A 16,117-nucleotide genomic window follows, 5' to 3' on the forward strand; every position below is an offset into this window, starting at 1 on the left:
GCCTGTATCTTAGAGTTTTAGGGTTAAAACCAGATCTGTTATTTCAAGTGATGAATCTCGCCTGTTGATTGGCTAGGTGTACCCAAATGGTGATTATTGCTAAAGTCTCGGTATCACCCAAAAAACAAAATAAAACAATGAAATTGCCTCAGCTTTCTTCTTCCTTACTTGCCGGGTTGCACTGTTTCTCTGTCGTGGCTGAAACCATGAGCTTCACACGCGCAGCTGAAGAGCTCCACCTGACACAGAGTGCGGTTAGTCACCGGATTAAGAAACTAGAACAGCGACTGGAAGTGTCATTGTTTGTTCGAAGACCCCGCCATTTATCCCTTACCAACGAAGGTGAGCAGCTAAAGTTGGTGGTAACCGAACAGTTTTCTGCCATCAGCTTTAAACTCCTTGAACTCAATCGGGCCAAGCCTTTTGGCGATTTCATTATTTCAGCCCCGCCGACGTTTTCACAAAAGTGGTTAGTGCCAAAACTTGCCCAATTTTCGGAGGCTTTCCCAGATGTCACCTTACATCTCAGAACCCGAAACGATCTTATCGATTTCAAAGCCGAAGCTTTTGATTGTGCAATTTACTTTGGCCATGGACGCTATAACGGTCTAATCAGCCATCACCTGATGGATGATGCCATCGTGCCGGTTTGCAGCCCTGAATATGCAGAGCGCCATTCGCTTTTCGACAACCCAGAGAAACTGGCTCAGTGCCAGCTTTTGCATGATGCGGCCCCTTGGGCAAGCGCCAGTCTCAGCGACGAGTGGCTTTATTGGGCCAATGCTAACGGGCTTGAACTCAATGGCACCAACCATAGTTTTGATCGGGCAGATCTTGCTTTGGATGCAGCAACATGCGGTATGGGCGTTGCGATAGGCCGCATGGCTTACATACAGGATTATCTGATGTCCGGAAGATTGGTTGCACCGGTAGATCGACCTGTTAAGTCACCCTACAGCTTCTATCTGGTCTATCGGGAAGAACATCAGGGAAACGCAAAGATACTGGCATTCAAACAATGGTTGGACAGCCAGTTAAGCGTGCTGAATGACGCCTAACTTCACTTATCAATTGGGCAGTGCTGCATGGTTATCCTGTCATCAGGTTAAGTCACGTCGGCGTAAACTTGGATTCGCCACATAAAGTGACGGCTAAATATAAAAAACCGCTGCGAAATCAGGTAACATTTGCGATTAGGGATGTGAGCTATCTGAAGATAAACGCGCGAGCAACAGCGCGATGGCTATGTAACCCAGCGCTGAGCGCTGATTTGGGTGGGTTTAAGGGAATAATGGCGAAGAACACCAAGCAAGGCGCTTTAGAAACAGAGGCGCTTATCTATCGCACCATCGTTGAAATCTTTATGGAACAAGGTTGGGATGCTGTCACTTACGGCTCTATCGCCAAAAGAACCGGACTGAGCCGAAGCGGTATCCAACGTGTCGTGCCGACAAAAGAGGATATGGTGAGTGCATTTCAAGGGCAGGTACTGGCTTACGTCACCAGCCAAATCGACACGACTGACAGTGATTCTATTAAACGAACCTGGATTGAAGCGCTCTCTGAAACCCAATTCTCTAACTGCATCCGTTATCTATTGGGTGCGGTGAATGGTGGTGACCAAGGCAAACAAAAAGTTGCCTTTGGTGTTTCCAAACTGATTGAGCAATTTGGCCAGCCCATGGTCATTGAGCTTATCGGCTTATCAGCAATTTACTTATTAGAAATCGACATTGAATAATCATTTCAGGAGCTAGGTAATGAGAAAAACCGGTCTGAGAGGATTGGCGTCAGGAGCTGCTCTCGCAGTTATCTTGACAGGTTGTGCCATCAAGCCCGCAGAAGAAATCACAGTGTATAAAACCAAGGGTGCGGTTCAGTGTGAATCGTCAGGCATGAGTATCTTTGAAAGTGAGAGCTTGCTGAGAAATAGCGGCGTTGATCTTATCTCTTCACAATGTGGAGTGTTGGAAGGGATGGGATTTGCCCAGATGTGTGGTGGAAAAACCGGTGATATTTTGGTTCACACCATCAATGCACGTTATGAAGACTTGGCCGCTTCCATGGGTTATGAGCCTGTCGCAACGCTGATCACTGAAGACACACCTCAGGGTTTCAATGTGGTGGATTGCCAATAGAGTTATCACCTAAGGTCAACAGAACCTAGAAAAAAGGCCTCTCATTTGAGAGGCCTTTTTAAATGTTCCGTCGCTTAGAACTTGAAGCGGGTGGTGAACATGAACTGGTCACCGTAAGCTTCATTGAAGCGCAGCTGAGAACCGATAGAGAAAAGCTCAGTCGCGTGGAAACGAGCATTCACAGAACCGAAAATGTCATCATCGTCTGAGATAGAAAGGTGACCAATTTCAGCACCTACTTCCAGTTGTGGAGTCAGCCACTGACGAAGACCCAGGTTTACTTCCACACCAAACTCTGTGTCGTGGTTGTATTTTCCGCGCTGCTTCATGGTGCGAAGACCCAGCTCACCATAGACGTCTGCCCAGTTGTTTACTGGCGCATGGAAACCGATTGCTGCAGTGGTATCGAAATCAGATTCGAACTCAGTGTCGACTTCGGCGCGGATGTGCGCATTCGGGTGAATCGAAGTGCTGAAACCAACACCGTAAGTGACTGGGCTGATACCAACGCGAGCTTCAAAGTAGTCGTAGCTGAAGTTGCTCATGGTTGTGTCGTTAGCAGCACTTGCAGCAGAGAAGCCAGCAGAAGTCGCGGCAGCCAGCAAAATACCGGCAATCTTGGTTTTGCGCATCAAAAGGGTCTCGTGAAGAAAATATTGTGTGCGTATTCTAATAGAAGTCGCTTTTGCGAAACAACAGCATAGCACCTTAATCTGGCGCTATGACCGTTATTTTGTACTTAAAAGGCTGGTTTTTTGACCACTCACGACATTGAATGTCAGGAATTCGGGTCTGGTCACCCTAAGTGTCGATTCAGTTGTCAGAGTAGCTCAGACGGTTATTGCTGATAGCTTCCATAATACGTTCCGCATCCAACACACTTACCCAAGGGAGCAGATTACTATCGTTCTCAATAACAAAGGTGGTGAGCTGGTCAATCACCACTTGTTGCAACGTATCGCCGCTCCAAGGTTTGGCGATAAAGTAATCCAGACTGGCGTGATTGACCGCCTGAACGGTTTCTTCCAACCCAGCTTGTCCGGTTAGTAACAGCTTTCTGGCCTTTTGGGTTTCCGCCGAGCTATTCAGCTCAATCAGGAAATCCACGCCAAGATCTTCCGGCATAATGTGGTCACAGAGAATGAGAGCTAACCGCAACTCATCGGCGCTGGCTTCGGCCAAAATCTCTTTGGCCTCTGCGACAGACTCTGCCGCTTCAATGACAAAATGGCTTTCCAGCGATGAAATGTCGTTTACCACGCTATCCAGAACATCGCGTTCATCGTCTACACATAAAATAAGGTACTTACTCATTTGTCCTCCATGTATGGCGCGATAAGGGGAGAATAGGGAAGGGTCACTGTCATCGCTGTAAATTCGCCCGGTGACGAACTGACGTTAATGGCACCGCCATGATGCTCAACAATCTGGCGACAGACAGAAAGCCCAATACCAAGCCCGAAATGGCCTTCACGCTTGGTGGTGTAATTGAGTTCGAAGACTTTATCTTTGATTCCTTCAGGAATACCGACACCGTTATCCATCACAGTGACTTTGACGGCTTTGCGGCTGCGATAAACGGTTTCACGGGTTCTGACTTCGACCTCGCCATTTTGCCCCACAGCATCCAGCGCATTGGAAATCAGGTTGGTCCAGACCTGTTGCAATGCAATGGGCATGCAGCGAATAGGGCGTAACTCGCCATAATCTTTCACCAGTGTAATGCGTTTTAGCTGGTTCTCGAACATCACCAAGGTGTCTTCAATGCCTTCGTGAATGTCAACTTCATGCATGGTTTCGTCGTCCTGACGGGCATAGGTTTTCAGGCTTTTCACCATATCGGCGATGCGTCTTGCGCAGACATTGGTCGAGCGAAGCAAGCTGCCTGCTTGATAGAACATGTCCCATTGATTGAGGGTGTGCTGGAACTCATTGCCCAATGCCTTCGTCCAGAACGCCACATCATCAGGATTATCCAATCCCATATTGACGGCTTTTCTGGCGAGGTTGCGGTTACCCACAAGCGGCTCAACGTCTTTGGTGAGTTTGCGGGCATCGGCTGTCGACATCGGACGAGAGAGCAGAGCTTCCGCCATGATTTGATTCGCTTTCTCGCGCGCTTGGGTATTGAGCTCAACATTAATGAGGGTGCCAATGTTATCGCGAAGGGTTTCGCTATTGCGTAAAATCGCAGAAACCGGGTTATTGAGCTCATGGGCGACACCGGCGACCAGTTGCCCAAGCATCGCCATCTTTTCTTTCTCGATAAGTTGCTTGTGCGCCAATTCCAGCGATTGCAGTGTTTGCTGCAGTTTCACTTCAGTTGTAATACTGCGTTTCAGGCGACGGTTAAAGTGGCGAAGCAGATAATTAGAAAACAGAGGCAATAAGTCATTGCGGGCCTGCATCACTTGGGAAAACAGATTTCTGTTGAGCTTCAACACTTTGGTTGGCTGAAGCGTAATGCCCGTAGAGAAAGAGACATCGCCAGTAACGAAAGACATACCGCCGATCAAGCTGCCTTGGCCAAGCCTTGCCACTTCATGTGATGCGCCAGTTTCATCGCGTTTGAGCAGCGCGACTTCACCTTCCACCACAAACCAAAGGAATGAGTTGGGTTTGTCTTCATGGGTAAGAATATGGTCTTCGCTGTAAAGACGACTAACGTTGTGCTCACTGCTTTGCTCGAAGTAATCCGATATGCCATCAATCAGCTGCTTCGACAGTTCTTCGTCCGAGACGCCCAGTGAAGATTCGATAAAGCCGCTGCGATAGGAAGCCAGTTTCTTCTCGATGTGAGCATCCAACAACCGGCGTTGATCCAGTGTGTTGCAGTACTGCAGAAGATCGTCTGTATTAAATTCCAACACGAATTGCGTGAGTTCTTTTTTTGCCAACTCACTGATTTCATTGTCCGCCCAAGGCTTGGTGAGACAATAGTTCAATCGCCCTTCGTTGACGGCCTGCATGATTTTTTCCAAATCCGGCTGGTCGTTAAGCAGCACGGTTCGGGCACCATGAGAGGCAGGATGATTATCGATATTAATCAGAAGGTTGATACCTTCATCTTCTCCCAGTGTGTGGTCGCAAATGAAAAGGGAGACCCGGCGATCTTCCCGATGGAGTTGCTCTAATATTTCACTGGCGGCCGCAGCATTGTCGGCACAGATAAGGTCGAAGGTTTCGGTAAAACCAGCCAATTCGCGTTCAATTTGCGCCAATACAGAAGGGTCGTCGTCCAGACATAGGATGACATTGGAATTCATGCGTTTACCGTTAAATCTCTATTTTTTGTGAGTGTATCGCTTTGCCCGTCTTTAAGCTGAGAAGAGCGCTGCAAACTGACACATAATTTAAGAAAACGCAGCCGCCTAATAGGGTTATGAGAACCAATGGGTTACACTCGTAAGCACTAGAAAGTCGAGTCAGTTGGAGTGAAAATGATTTTTGGAAAATATGCGGCTGTAGCAGGTGCGGTAGCGATTGCTGTCTTATGGCCGTTTGCGACGGGACAAATTGGTCAGTCTCAATATGAAGCTGAGGTTGAGAAAGCCAAATCCCCTTACATGGCGGTTGAAAACGTTTCTTACGATCGTGGTTACTTATCTTCAAATGTAGTGACCAAGTTTTCGCTGACAGGCTCTACCAAAACCGTTTATGAAGAAGAAGGCCTACCAACGTCTTTCACTGTCCTGAGTGAAATCGACCATGGCTTCCTTAGCATCAGTTCAATTTCCATCATTGATATGACCCCAGAACTTAAAGCATTGTCTGAAGTGCTTTGGCCGTCAGGTGAGTCACCAATCACTCTGGTCAGTGAAACGTCGATTTTGGGGGACACGCAGTTTGACCTGACCGTTCGTGCGATGGATGGCGGCGACGAAGAGATCAAGATTGTCACCTCACCAGCCAATGTCTCAGGTTCAGCGGACAAAGATGGCAACATTGTTTATCAGATGGAAATGCCTTCTGTTGAGCTTTCCGGTGTTGAGGGCGAGAAGTTTACCTTTACTGAAATTACTGGCTCTGGCCAAGGTAAAATGGTCGATGAAATGTGGGTTGGTCAACAACTCATGAATGCCAAGACAGTGAGCCTGACTGACGTCACTGGTATGGCTGCGACCGTGACCAACCTTGGACTTGATGTCCGAAATGAAATGGATGCCACTAATGGTGATGTCGCGACGGCAACGCCTGAAGAACTGCGTATTACAAGCAAAAATACCGTTTCATTCCAGAATCTTGATGTGCCAGAAACCATCGAGCTGAATAACTTTAAGCTGGGAGTAAACTTCAAAGATCTGGATTACACCGCCATGCTGACGCTGGCAGAAAAAGCAGATAGCTTAAATGCAGAGCCAACCGACGAAGATATGATGCAGCTGGCGACGTCTCTGGATGAGTTGGTAGAAAGTGGTATGACTTTCGAATTATTGCCATTAGAAGTGGATACACCTGAAGGCCGCGTAGATGCCAAGTTTGATTTAACGGTTGAGCCTGGCCTTGGCAGTGTGACCCAAAACTTTGGTGCGCTGATGTCCAAGCTGAAAGGTAACCTGTTGGTGAATGTTCCAGCGGCTTATGTTCATGGTGTACCGCCAGTTTCTGCTTCACTGAACAACCTTGAACCTTATGGTTTTATCAGCGAAAGCGAAAATGGCGTGACGCTTGAAGCAAAGATTGAAGGCGACCAAGCAGTTTCCCCAACGGGTGAGCGCATTCCAATTGGTCTACTCATGATGATGTTTATGTAACGTCTTGCATTTGCAAGTAAATAAAGCCGGTCCATTGTGACCGGCTTTTCTGTTTCAGTTACGTGAAAAAATGAACGAAAACCGCCTTCCATTTGTGACAAAGCGTAAAAATACCCTTGTGGCAGCTAGTAATTTTTTCAGGTTGGTCAACACTGTTAGTACAAGCTACAGAGATTTGTCCCTGTTTCTAACAACGTATCAAACAAAACTAGGGGGATGCATGGAATCGATCAAAGTGAAAGATTACATGAACAAAAGACCGGTTACCTTCACCGCTTCCATGCCGCTTTCCAGGGCGTTGGAGAAAATGCTCAGTGCCAACCAGACGGGTGGCCCCGTCGTTGATGACAGAAACAAAGTGGTTGGATTCTTATCCGAACAAGACTTGATTCACAAACTGCTGAAAGCGGGTTATTACTGTCAGGACAGTAACAACGTTGCAGATTGTATGCACAGTGATGTGAAGGCTGTTCTTCCTGATGACAGCATCATCCGCCTTGCAGAAGAAATGCTGCCAGCCAAGCCAAAGGTCTATCCGGTGATTGACGAAGATGAAAGGCTGGTCGGTTGTATTTCACGACGCGATATCCTGCGTGCGATAGCAGCGCAAATTGACGATTCGTTCCACCATCCAGTTTAACTGTTAAAAGAAATAGAACGTGCTGTATCAAAGAAGGTGCTTGAGGCACCTTTTTTTCGTGGCATCATAGTCTGTTCGCCATTACATGGCGTATTTAACCGTATAGAAAACAGGACTTTTCATGCCAAACCAATCTCAGGCCAAGTTTGTTAATGGTTCTATCATGCGCCATATCACCGTGATGTCGACATCCGGTGCTGTGGGTTTGATGGCGCTGTTTTTAGTCGACTTGGCTGACATGTTCTTCATCAGTCTGCTCGGGCAAGTCGAGCTGGCTGCCGCTGTCGGCTTTGCCGGTACCATCATCTTTTTCTCCACGTCAGTTTCAATTGGTACCTCTATTGCCATGGGCGCCTTGGTGAGTCGTGCGCTAGGTGCAGGTCAACGCGAAGAAGCCCGTAAAATCACTGGCAGCGTCATGGTGTTTTCAGCCTTGGTCAGCATCATCACCGCAGGGATTATTCTGGTTTTCCTTGACCCTATCCTTGCATCTATTGGCGCTGAAGGGGAAGCAGCACAGAAAGCGGCTGACTTCCTCTGGATTTTGCTCCCTGGCGCACCGTTAATGGCGATGGGTATGGCTGGTGGTGCGGCGTTAAGAGGCGTGGGAGATGCCAAACGTTCCATGTCAGCAACTTTGGCAGCAGGTGCTGCAAATGCCGTATTGGATCCTATCTTTATCTTTGCCTTGTCCATGGGCGTGGAAGGTGCAGCAACCGCTTCCTTAATTTCTCGCTTCGTCATGTTCGGTGTGGCGTTCCAAGCCGTACACCGAAAGCACGATTTGGTCACCATGCCGACGTTGGAAGATTTGAAAACTCACTTCAAAGCCATCACCAATATCGCGGGCCCTGCCATCATCACTAACACGGCGACGCCTATCGGCAATGCGATCGTGACCGCTCAGATTGCGAAATTTGGCGCAGATTATGTTGCAGGCTATGCGGTGATGGGGCGCTTATTACCTGTCTCCTTTGCACTGATTTTCTCCCTCTCTGGCGCGGTAGGCCCGATCCTCGGACAGAACTATGGTGCACTTCGGTTTGATCGGGTGCGATTGACCTTGAGCGACTCGGTGAAGTTCGTGACAGCGTATTGTGTGGGCGTCGCGATTATCCTTTATTTCTCCCAAGGGTTAATCATTGATGCCTTTAGCCTGAATGGGGATGCCGCTTCCATGGTGGCTCTGTTCTGTACCTATATCGCCATTACCTTCATCTTCAACGGTACCTTGTTTGTTTCCAATGCCGCGTTTAATAACCTTAACCGACCAACATGGTCGACCATGCTCAATGTGGGCAAGGCGACACTTGGAACCATTCCATTTGTGTATGTGGGTGGTCATTACGCAGGTGCAGAAGGGGTGCTGATTGGTCAGGCTGTCGGCTCTGTGCTGTTTGGCATCGCGGGTTACTTCCTGGTTAAACGTCTTATCAACCAGTTGGCCGAAGACCACGAGGAAAAAGAAGAAGATCTTGTTCCTGTGGAGCCTAATGTTCCGGCGGCAGGGCTGACAAGCTGTCGAGAGATGATGGCGGAAGATGCTGATGAGTTGCTATCAGACGAGGATATCTCCAAGAACACATCACGCTCTTAGCCAAAACGATGACTTTACCAAAGGACGCCATTGAGCGTCCTTTTTTATTTGAAAATTCGGAATGCAGACTATTGAAAATACACCGCATTTTATTGATCTAATTCAGTAACTGATCATGACATTGCGCGCAAAATAATCCAGTTGCCCACGGATTCGGCAGGTTACGAAGTGGGCGTTTTAGCTTTTAAGGGACTACAAGCGATTATGCGCATTCACGCTAAATACATACTTCCAATTCTTATCCCCTTGCTCGTGCTGATACTTCCGGCATCTGCTTTTCCATTTGAAACCCTCACCGTGATGCAGCAGCGAGCCATTGCCTTGTTCTTGCTGGCAGCGCTGTGTTGGGTGTTAGAGCCTATTCCCATCTACGCAACGTCTGTGGTGGTGATTGTGCTCGAACTCCTGTTCCTGTCAGACAAAGGGTTAATCTGGTTTCGCAGCAACGCGGGAAGCGCCGAATTTGGTGACTTGCTGCAATACAACACCATCATGGCGACGTTCGCGAGCCCAATTATCATGCTGTTCCTGGGAGGTTTTTTCCTTGCCATGGCTGCGACAAAATACCGTTTGGACATCAACCTTGCGCGGGTGTTATTGAAGCCTTTTGGTAACAAACCACAAATGGTAATGGCTGGCCTGATGATGATCACTGCCATCTTCTCCATGTTTATGTCCAACACCGCTACCACGGCGATGATGCTAGCGATCCTCACACCAATCCTCGCACTGTTTAAACCCAATGACCCTGGCAAAATTGCCTTCGCACTGTCAATTCCGGTCGCGGCGAACATTGGTGGTATTGGTACGCCTATCGGCACGCCTCCCAATGCGATTGCCTTGAAATACCTGACAGGCGAAAACCTGATCACTTTCGGCGAATGGATGGCATTTGGTGTGCCGTTTGTTATCGTCATGCTCCTTCTTGCTTGGGTATTACTCAGCTTCCTGTTTCCGGCAGACGAAAAACAAATCAATCTGGCTATCAAAGGGCGCTTCCTTAAAACCCCGAAAGCCATCACCGTGTATGTCACCTTTGCGGTCACCGTGCTTCTCTGGCTGATGGGTTCAAGCCATGGCATGAACTCCTACACGGTGGCATTAATCCCTGTTGCTGTCTTTTCGATGACAGGCATCATCAACAAAGAAGATCTGAAAAAAGTCTCTTGGGATGTGCTTTGGCTGGTGTCAGGTGGTTTCGCATTGGGTCTGGCACTGGATAAAACCGGACTGGCGGCGTTGCTGGTAAACAGCATCCCATTTGAAAACTACGCACCGGAAATCGTGCTTCTTGGCGCTGCGGCACTTTGTTTGTTGATGGCGAACTTTATGTCTCACACAGCAACGGCCAACTTGCTCATGCCGATCATGGCGGCGCTGGGTGTGTCTATGGTTTCGCTGTCACCACTTGGTGGTGAAACCACACTGATTCTTGTCGTGACTTTTGCTGCTTCACTGGGTATGTCTCTGCCAATCAGTACGCCACCGAATGCGTTGGCGCATGCGACGGGTCATGTCAGTAGCAACCAGATGGCGAAAGTAGGCGTTATTTTGGGCGTGGTGGGTGTCGCGCTCAGTTTTGTAATGGTATGGATTCTACGCATGGTGGAATTCCTGTAATGAGGGAAACAGATGGAAAAAGTAAACATCATTTGCGTTGATGACCAACGCGAGGTGCTGAGTGCAGTACTGAAAGATCTCTCTTCTCTGGCGGTGGCTTTTCATATCGAAGACTGTGAGTCTGCCGATGAAGCACTGGATCTGATTGATGAGTTAGATGCAGAAGGCGAGCATGTCGCGCTGATCATCTCTGACCACGTGATGCCAGAGAAAACCGGTGTAGAACTGTTAACCGAAGTTTCGCTGGACCCACGTTTTCGCTTTACCCGTAAAGTCCTACTGACAGGGCAGGCCACCCATGCTGATACCATTGAAGCGATCAACAATGCGAGCATTGAACGCTACTTTGAAAAACCATGGGATGCCGAAGCATTGCTTGGCGCAGCCAAAAAGCTGGTGACTCAGTATGTATTTGATGCAGGACTGGATTATAGAGACTTCCCTGATGTGCTCGATACACAGGTAGTGTTAGACAGATTGAAGTAATTTCACAGATTCGGGTTGACCTTGGAGTAGGCTCCAAGGTTTACACTGATAATGAAACTTGGTTAAGGAGATAAACCTATGTGCCATTCATGTCATTCAGTGAAATGCCAAAATCCGATTCAACACACCAGCAAGCCGGAAACCCAACCGAAGGCTTGCTGTTCATCACATACCGTGAGCGAGAGCAGTTGTTCTACCCCAGAAATATCTGATGGAGGCACTGACGATCCATCGTCCCAAGGCTGTTGCAGCAGTCAAACATGCAGCAGCCAAACACAGAATAACGATACACCTTCTGAACCCGTCCTTTTCAGTGACAGTCTGCAATGGCGCGTGACCAATATGGACTGCCCAAGCTGCGCCAATAAGCTCGAAACCGCACTCAAAGGCATCACCGGCGTTGAATCCGCACAGGTGCGTTTTGCGACCGAAAAGCTCATCGTGAACCTTAACCAAGCCGACAGCGATAAGCTGAAAGCAACGATTGAAGCCAAGGCCGCCAAAACCGGTTTTCCGCTGCTTAGCCTGACAGAAACCAAACCCCTGGAGTCAGAATCCGGCTGGCTTACTACCTTCAAAAAAGACGGCTTACTGATCTCATTGGTTGCCGTGATGACGTTCGCCGCCGTGTTGTCGCAGTGGATGCCAGAAGCAGGCTCCGCCTTGTTTACCTTGGCGACTGTGCTCGGCCTTATCCCCATCGTGAAGAAAGCCATCATCCTTGGGCGCTCCGGCTCACCGTTTTCCATCGAAACCCTGATGTCCATTGCGGCGTTTGGTGCTCTTTACCTTGGAGAAACGGTTGAAGCCGCCATGGTGTTAGTCCTGTTTCTGATTGGTGAGCGGTTGGAAGGTTACGCTTCAGCAAAAGCGCGTGCCGGGATCCAAGCATTGATGGCGTTGGTGCCAGAAACCGTCACCCGTATTTTTGAAGACGGCAGAAAAGAGTCTGTCTCCGTGTCCTCTTTGCAACCGGGACACGCCATCGAAATCGCACCGGGTGGCAGGTTGCCAGCGGATGCGGTTTTGAAAAATGAGATTGCTGCTTTTGATATGAGCGCACTCACCGGCGAGTCCATACCTGTTGAAAAACAGCAGGGCGATAAAGTGTTGGCTGGTGCCTTGGCCGTCGATCGACTTGTCTCATTGGAAGTTGTGTCAAAGCAAGGTGAGAGCGCCATCGACCGTATCTTGAATTTGATTGAAGATGCAGAGTCGCGTCGAGCACCGGTAGAAAGGTTCATTGACAGATTCAGCCGCTGGTACACACCAGTGATGATTGTGCTCGCCGCGCTGGTGGTCACTATTCCACCGCTGATGTTCGGTGAGAGCTGGGATACGTGGATTTATCGCGGTCTGGCATTGTTGCTGATTGCCTGTCCGTGTGCATTGGTGATTTCGACACCTGCCGCAATGACTTCCGGTCTCGCCACAGCGGCAAGACAAGGTGCACTCATTAAAGGCGGTGCCGCGCTCGAAGCCTTGAGCAAAGTAGAGTGGGTCGCCTTTGATAAAACCGGCACGCTCACGGAAGGTAAGCCTGTCGTGACTGACGTACTGGTTTGGGAAGGCGATGACAACGCACTTCTTGCACAGGCAGCAGCGGTCGAGCAGGGTTCTCATCACCCCTTGGCAAAAGCCGTGGTGGAAGCAGCCAACGCGAGAGGACTAGCCAGCCTGACGGCCGAGAATGTTATCGCCACAGCAGGTAAAGGCGTCTCCGGTGAAGTAGAAGGCAAACACCTCGAAGTGTTGGCACTCGACAAGCTGGATGAGAAATACACTGTCAGTGCCGAGCGGCAGAATGCTGCGCAGACTATTGCCGACCAAGGCAAAACCGTGGCCATTGTGTTCATTGATGGTATTGCCTCTGGCGCGCTTGCCTGGCGTGACGAGCTGAGAGCAACCGCCAAAGCCACCGTTGATGCTTTGAACAAAGCTGGTGTGCGTTCAGTGATGCTGACAGGGGACAACCCCCATGCCGCTGGAGGATTAGCAGGAAGTCTGAATATGGACTTCAGGGCAGGTCTGATGCCTGAAGGCAAAGTGGAAGCTATTCATGACATCGCACTGAAACACCGCGTGGCGATGGTCGGGGATGGTATTAACGATGCGCCGGCAATGAAATCCGCCACTATTGGTATTGCCATGGGCGGAGGCACAGATGTCGCGCTGGAGACGGCAGACATTGCACTCAGCCAAAATCGCATAGAGCAGATTCCATCAGTGATAGCCTTGTCCCGCGCCACCATGCGCAATGTCAGACAAAACGTTGCTTTGGCGGTCGGTTTAAAAGCCGTGTTCCTGGTGACCAGTGTGCTTGGCTTTACAGGGCTCTGGGTTGCAGTCTTAGCAGACAGTGGTGCCACTGCTATCGTTACTCTGAATGCTCTGAGGTTACTTCGCTTTAAAGCTTGAGTGGCGTTCTAAGCGCTAAAAAACCGTCTCTGGATAGAGTGCACTTTGTTTCATTGTTTAAAGTGATCAATGTCACTAAAAACTGAAATGTAATGAAATGAAACTTTATCAAAAGTGAGGTTTGTCACTTTATTTTCCTCCGTGATTGGTATGGTGGGAGCATGAAATAGCAGCTCCCACTGAGAGGAGCTCATACCCTACGTTTAGATGTGTCGACCCTTTGTGTCGATGACTGAGGAGCTAAATAATGACCGAACAAACCGTATTCCACTTAGGCGTGAACCAATCTGATCTTGAAGGCGCAACCATGGCGATTATTCCGGGTGATCCGGCGCGCGTGGAAAAAATTGCAGCGCTGATGGACTCGCCAAAGTTTCTGGCCAGCCACCGCGAATATACCCTGTTCCTCGGTAAGCTGGACGGTCACTCAGTGGTGGTTTGTTCAACCGGCATTGGTGGCCCTTCAACGTCTATTGCGGTAGAAGAACTGGCGCAATTGGGTGTTCGCTCTTTCCTGCGTGTTGGCACCACCGGCGCTATCCAGCCGCACATTAATGTGGGTGATATCATCGTGACGACTGGCTCTGTCCGTCTTGACGGTGCGAGCCTGCACTTTGCACCAATGGAGTTCCCAGCCGTTTCTGACTTCGACGTGACCACGGCGATGAAACAAGCGGCAGATGAGTCTGGTGCAGCAGTTCACACCGGTGTGACAGCTTCAAGCGATACCTTCTACCCAGGTCAAGAGCGCTATGACACCTTCAGCGGTCGTGTTACACGTCGCTTCCAGGGTTCAATGGAAGAGTGGCAGGCGATGGGTGTTCTGAACTTCGAAATGGAATCAGCAACGCTGTTGACCATGTGTGCAAGTTCAGGCCTGAAAGCGGGTTGTGTAGCGGGTGTTATCGTTAACCGCACACAGAAAGAAATCCCGAATGCAGAAACCATGGCAGCGACCGAAGCGCGTTCTATCAAAGTGGTTGTAGAGTCTGCTCGTAAGATGCTTAACGCATAACCACAGATACAGCGAAACCCAAAAGAAAGCCGGCGCATCCGCGTCGGCTTTTTTGTTTGTTTTGTCGCTGAAGGAATCAGTCAAACAGACCTTTGTCATGGCCGCCCGCGCGGAGGAACCATTGGTATAGGTGCGTTTTCAAATCACCCAACTGATCGGGACCAATCAATGCCAGCCCTAAATCTGTCGCACGGGTAATGTCGTGATGACGAAGAGGGCGGAAGCTCACCAGCATAGCGCGTGCTTGCAGGCCACCCAACAGATCGCGAATCGATTCCAGCTTGTAAAGCGTGTCATCACCGTCGCTAGACATACCTTTGGTCTTACACTCGATGATGTGAAGCTTATTATTCACCACTGTCGCGACATCCAGCTCATTGCGCACTTCCTTATCGCCAATCTGGCGGTAAACCTGAACGCCCAAAGAGAGATCCTGAATGGTCAGCAGCTCGCGCTTAATTTCTTCAACAATATGGTGAACGTACCATTCCAGCCATTCACCGTTCGCGAATCGACGGGCCGCTTCGCTTGAGAAAGTCAGCACACCGTTTTGATAGGTTGAAAGACCCGCGTCGTTCAAATCATCAATCAACATGCCCAGCTCGCGATAGCCCTGTTGCTTGTCGCTCAGCTCAACATCCAGCTTTTGCTCTTTGCGACAGGTGGTCGCCAAATAGTTCAAGGTTGCCAAGCCTGGGCCCAACTCATAGGCGTTGCTTGCCCATTTGTGGCCGACACTTTCAATCGTGGTGTCCAACACACTGCGAATATCATCTTCTGGCAGCTCGCAGCGCGCACCAAAGATGGTCAGGTAATCGCTGATGTTGATGTGGTCTTCAACTTGCTCCTGCTCTTTGCCGTAAGGGTACAACCAGCAAAGCTCGTCACTGAAAGGCTCAATCACGTAAATCGGCCAGTGGTAGGTGCGGAAAATTTCGTAAGCAGTCAAAAGGCGATGACGCAACCCGCAACTGGCGTTGAAGAAGACTTCTGTCCCTTCATCTTTCAAACGACGGGCAAGCTCTTCAATTTTGCCCTTGATAAGAGGAATGTTTATGTCTGAAGGGATCTGGAAAAATTCGGTTTCGAAGCCTTTCGGCGTGAGAACCTGACTCAGCTGCTCATACTGCGGAAGCTGACATTCAACGCCAATGAAAATCACTTTTTCGGCCTTGAACTTTCGGTGCAGCAAGGCAGTGACCAATCGGACCGGATCCTGGTCAATAATACCGACATGTGTGGCCATATATTCTCCATTAGGATGACGTTTTGACTTTATTTCATACCCATCCTTCATTGTTCTTTAAGACAATATCTGGGCTATGAGCGGAATATTCAAGTAGTTACTGCTCAGATTCTTATGAAAAGTACGGCTGTTTTGTGCATACATGGGACTTCACTAAGAAAAGTTCCCACGAATAGCCCTCATTTCCTAATCTTAAAAGTGTC

General features: G+C 49.2%; 14 protein-coding genes. 10 read left to right on the top strand and 4 right to left on the bottom strand.

Going from position 1 to position 16,117, the window contains the following annotated elements:
• Nucleotides 1-86 precede the first annotated feature (86 nt).
• The 3 genes from dsdC (at nucleotide 87) to D515_RS21855 (ending at nucleotide 2,138) form a co-directional block, all read left to right on the top strand.
• Nucleotides 87-1,058: a DNA-binding transcriptional regulator DsdC gene (gene dsdC / locus D515_RS21845; protein WP_002541742.1), complete on the top strand. Its 972-nt coding sequence runs from the start codon at nucleotides 87-89 to the stop codon at nucleotides 1,056-1,058.
• Between the two features lie 233 nt (nucleotides 1,059-1,291).
• Nucleotides 1,292-1,741 (top strand): TetR family transcriptional regulator, encoded by a 450-nt coding sequence (locus D515_RS21850; RefSeq protein WP_002541743.1) that lies wholly within the window; start codon nucleotides 1,292-1,294, stop codon nucleotides 1,739-1,741.
• A 19-nt stretch (nucleotides 1,742-1,760) separates the two neighbouring features.
• Nucleotides 1,761-2,138, top strand: coding sequence for a hypothetical protein (locus D515_RS21855; protein WP_002541745.1), 378 nt, complete (start codon nucleotides 1,761-1,763; stop codon nucleotides 2,136-2,138).
• Nucleotides 2,139-2,212: 74 nt separating this feature from the next.
• Here D515_RS21855 and D515_RS21860 read toward each other — a convergent pair whose 3' ends face one another.
• The 3 genes from D515_RS21860 to D515_RS21870 all read right to left on the bottom strand — a co-directional run bounded on the left by D515_RS21860 (nucleotide 2,213) and on the right by D515_RS21870 (nucleotide 5,404).
• The gene (locus D515_RS21860) at nucleotides 2,213-2,770 is read right to left on the bottom strand and encodes an outer membrane beta-barrel protein (protein ID WP_002541746.1); all 558 of its coding nucleotides are present in this window, start codon (nucleotides 2,768-2,770) and stop codon (nucleotides 2,213-2,215) included.
• Between the two features lie 181 nt (nucleotides 2,771-2,951).
• Nucleotides 2,952-3,452 (bottom strand): response regulator, encoded by a 501-nt coding sequence (locus tag D515_RS21865; protein WP_002541748.1) that lies wholly within the window; start codon nucleotides 3,450-3,452, stop codon nucleotides 2,952-2,954.
• Nucleotides 3,449-5,404 carry an ATP-binding protein gene (locus D515_RS21870; RefSeq protein ID WP_002541749.1) on the bottom strand — a complete coding sequence of 652 codons (1,956 nt, stop codon included), beginning with the start codon at nucleotides 5,402-5,404 and terminating at the stop codon, nucleotides 3,449-3,451. The genes D515_RS21865 and D515_RS21870 overlap by 4 nt, the downstream gene beginning before the upstream one ends.
• A gap of 174 nt (nucleotides 5,405-5,578) precedes the next feature.
• Here D515_RS21870 and D515_RS21875 point away from each other — a divergent pair, with 174 nt between their 5' ends.
• The 7 genes from D515_RS21875 to udp all read left to right on the top strand — a co-directional run bounded on the left by D515_RS21875 (nucleotide 5,579) and on the right by udp (nucleotide 14,668).
• Nucleotides 5,579-6,892 (top strand): DUF945 family protein, encoded by a 1,314-nt coding sequence (locus D515_RS21875; protein ID WP_002541751.1) that lies wholly within the window; start codon nucleotides 5,579-5,581, stop codon nucleotides 6,890-6,892.
• 220 nt (nucleotides 6,893-7,112) lie between these two features.
• The gene (locus tag D515_RS21880) at nucleotides 7,113-7,532 is read left to right on the top strand and encodes a CBS domain-containing protein (protein ID WP_002541752.1); all 420 of its coding nucleotides are present in this window, start codon (nucleotides 7,113-7,115) and stop codon (nucleotides 7,530-7,532) included.
• A 121-nt stretch (nucleotides 7,533-7,653) separates the two neighbouring features.
• Complete coding sequence (locus D515_RS21885) at nucleotides 7,654-9,129, top strand: MATE family efflux transporter (RefSeq protein WP_002541753.1); 1,476 nt, start codon at nucleotides 7,654-7,656, stop codon at nucleotides 9,127-9,129.
• Nucleotides 9,130-9,333: 204 nt separating this feature from the next.
• Entirely contained in the window at nucleotides 9,334-10,749 is a 1,416-nt protein-coding gene (locus tag D515_RS21890; RefSeq protein ID WP_002541754.1) for an SLC13 family permease, read from the top strand.
• 12 nt (nucleotides 10,750-10,761) lie between these two features.
• Nucleotides 10,762-11,235, top strand: a complete 474-nt coding sequence (locus D515_RS21895) for a response regulator (protein WP_002541755.1) — start codon at nucleotides 10,762-10,764, stop codon at nucleotides 11,233-11,235.
• Nucleotides 11,236-11,313: 78 nt separating this feature from the next.
• Nucleotides 11,314-13,653, top strand: a complete 2,340-nt coding sequence (locus D515_RS21900) for a zinc/cadmium/mercury/lead-transporting ATPase (protein ID WP_039850492.1) — start codon at nucleotides 11,314-11,316, stop codon at nucleotides 13,651-13,653.
• A 247-nt stretch (nucleotides 13,654-13,900) separates the two neighbouring features.
• Nucleotides 13,901-14,668 (top strand): uridine phosphorylase, encoded by a 768-nt coding sequence (gene udp, locus D515_RS21905; RefSeq protein WP_002541760.1) that lies wholly within the window; start codon nucleotides 13,901-13,903, stop codon nucleotides 14,666-14,668.
• Nucleotides 14,669-14,744: 76 nt separating this feature from the next.
• On the opposite strand, the gene D515_RS21910 is transcribed toward udp, so the two are convergent.
• Entirely contained in the window at nucleotides 14,745-15,914 is a 1,170-nt protein-coding gene (locus tag D515_RS21910; RefSeq protein ID WP_002541761.1) for a Card1-like endonuclease domain-containing protein, read from the bottom strand.
• Nucleotides 15,915-16,117: the final 203 nt, after the last annotated feature.

Source organism: Grimontia indica, assembly GCF_000333895.2.
GTDB classification, from domain to species: Bacteria; Pseudomonadota; Gammaproteobacteria; order Enterobacterales; family Vibrionaceae; genus Enterovibrio; species Enterovibrio indicus.

What these genes read in the sequence shown, in the direction of transcription:
- dsdC (WP_002541742.1), top strand. Translation starts at nt 87, where the DNA reads ATGGTGATTATTGCTAAAGTCTCGGTATCACCCAAAAAACAAAATAAA.
- D515_RS21850 (WP_002541743.1), top strand. Translation starts at nt 1,292, where the DNA reads ATGGCGAAGAACACCAAGCAAGGCGCTTTAGAAACAGAGGCGCTTATC.
- D515_RS21855 (WP_002541745.1), top strand. Translation starts at nt 1,761, where the DNA reads ATGAGAAAAACCGGTCTGAGAGGATTGGCGTCAGGAGCTGCTCTCGCA.
- D515_RS21860 (WP_002541746.1), bottom strand. Translation starts at nt 2,770, where the DNA reads ATGCGCAAAACCAAGATTGCCGGTATTTTGCTGGCTGCCGCGACTTCT.
- D515_RS21865 (WP_002541748.1), bottom strand. Translation starts at nt 3,452, where the DNA reads ATGAGTAAGTACCTTATTTTATGTGTAGACGATGAACGCGATGTTCTG.
- D515_RS21870 (WP_002541749.1), bottom strand. Translation starts at nt 5,404, where the DNA reads ATGAATTCCAATGTCATCCTATGTCTGGACGACGACCCTTCTGTATTG.
- D515_RS21875 (WP_002541751.1), top strand. Translation starts at nt 5,579, where the DNA reads ATGATTTTTGGAAAATATGCGGCTGTAGCAGGTGCGGTAGCGATTGCT.
- D515_RS21880 (WP_002541752.1), top strand. Translation starts at nt 7,113, where the DNA reads ATGGAATCGATCAAAGTGAAAGATTACATGAACAAAAGACCGGTTACC.
- D515_RS21885 (WP_002541753.1), top strand. Translation starts at nt 7,654, where the DNA reads ATGCCAAACCAATCTCAGGCCAAGTTTGTTAATGGTTCTATCATGCGC.
- D515_RS21890 (WP_002541754.1), top strand. Translation starts at nt 9,334, where the DNA reads ATGCGCATTCACGCTAAATACATACTTCCAATTCTTATCCCCTTGCTC.
- D515_RS21895 (WP_002541755.1), top strand. Translation starts at nt 10,762, where the DNA reads ATGGAAAAAGTAAACATCATTTGCGTTGATGACCAACGCGAGGTGCTG.
- D515_RS21900 (WP_039850492.1), top strand. Translation starts at nt 11,314, where the DNA reads ATGTGCCATTCATGTCATTCAGTGAAATGCCAAAATCCGATTCAACAC.
- udp (WP_002541760.1), top strand. Translation starts at nt 13,901, where the DNA reads ATGACCGAACAAACCGTATTCCACTTAGGCGTGAACCAATCTGATCTT.
- D515_RS21910 (WP_002541761.1), bottom strand. Translation starts at nt 15,914, where the DNA reads ATGGCCACACATGTCGGTATTATTGACCAGGATCCGGTCCGATTGGTC.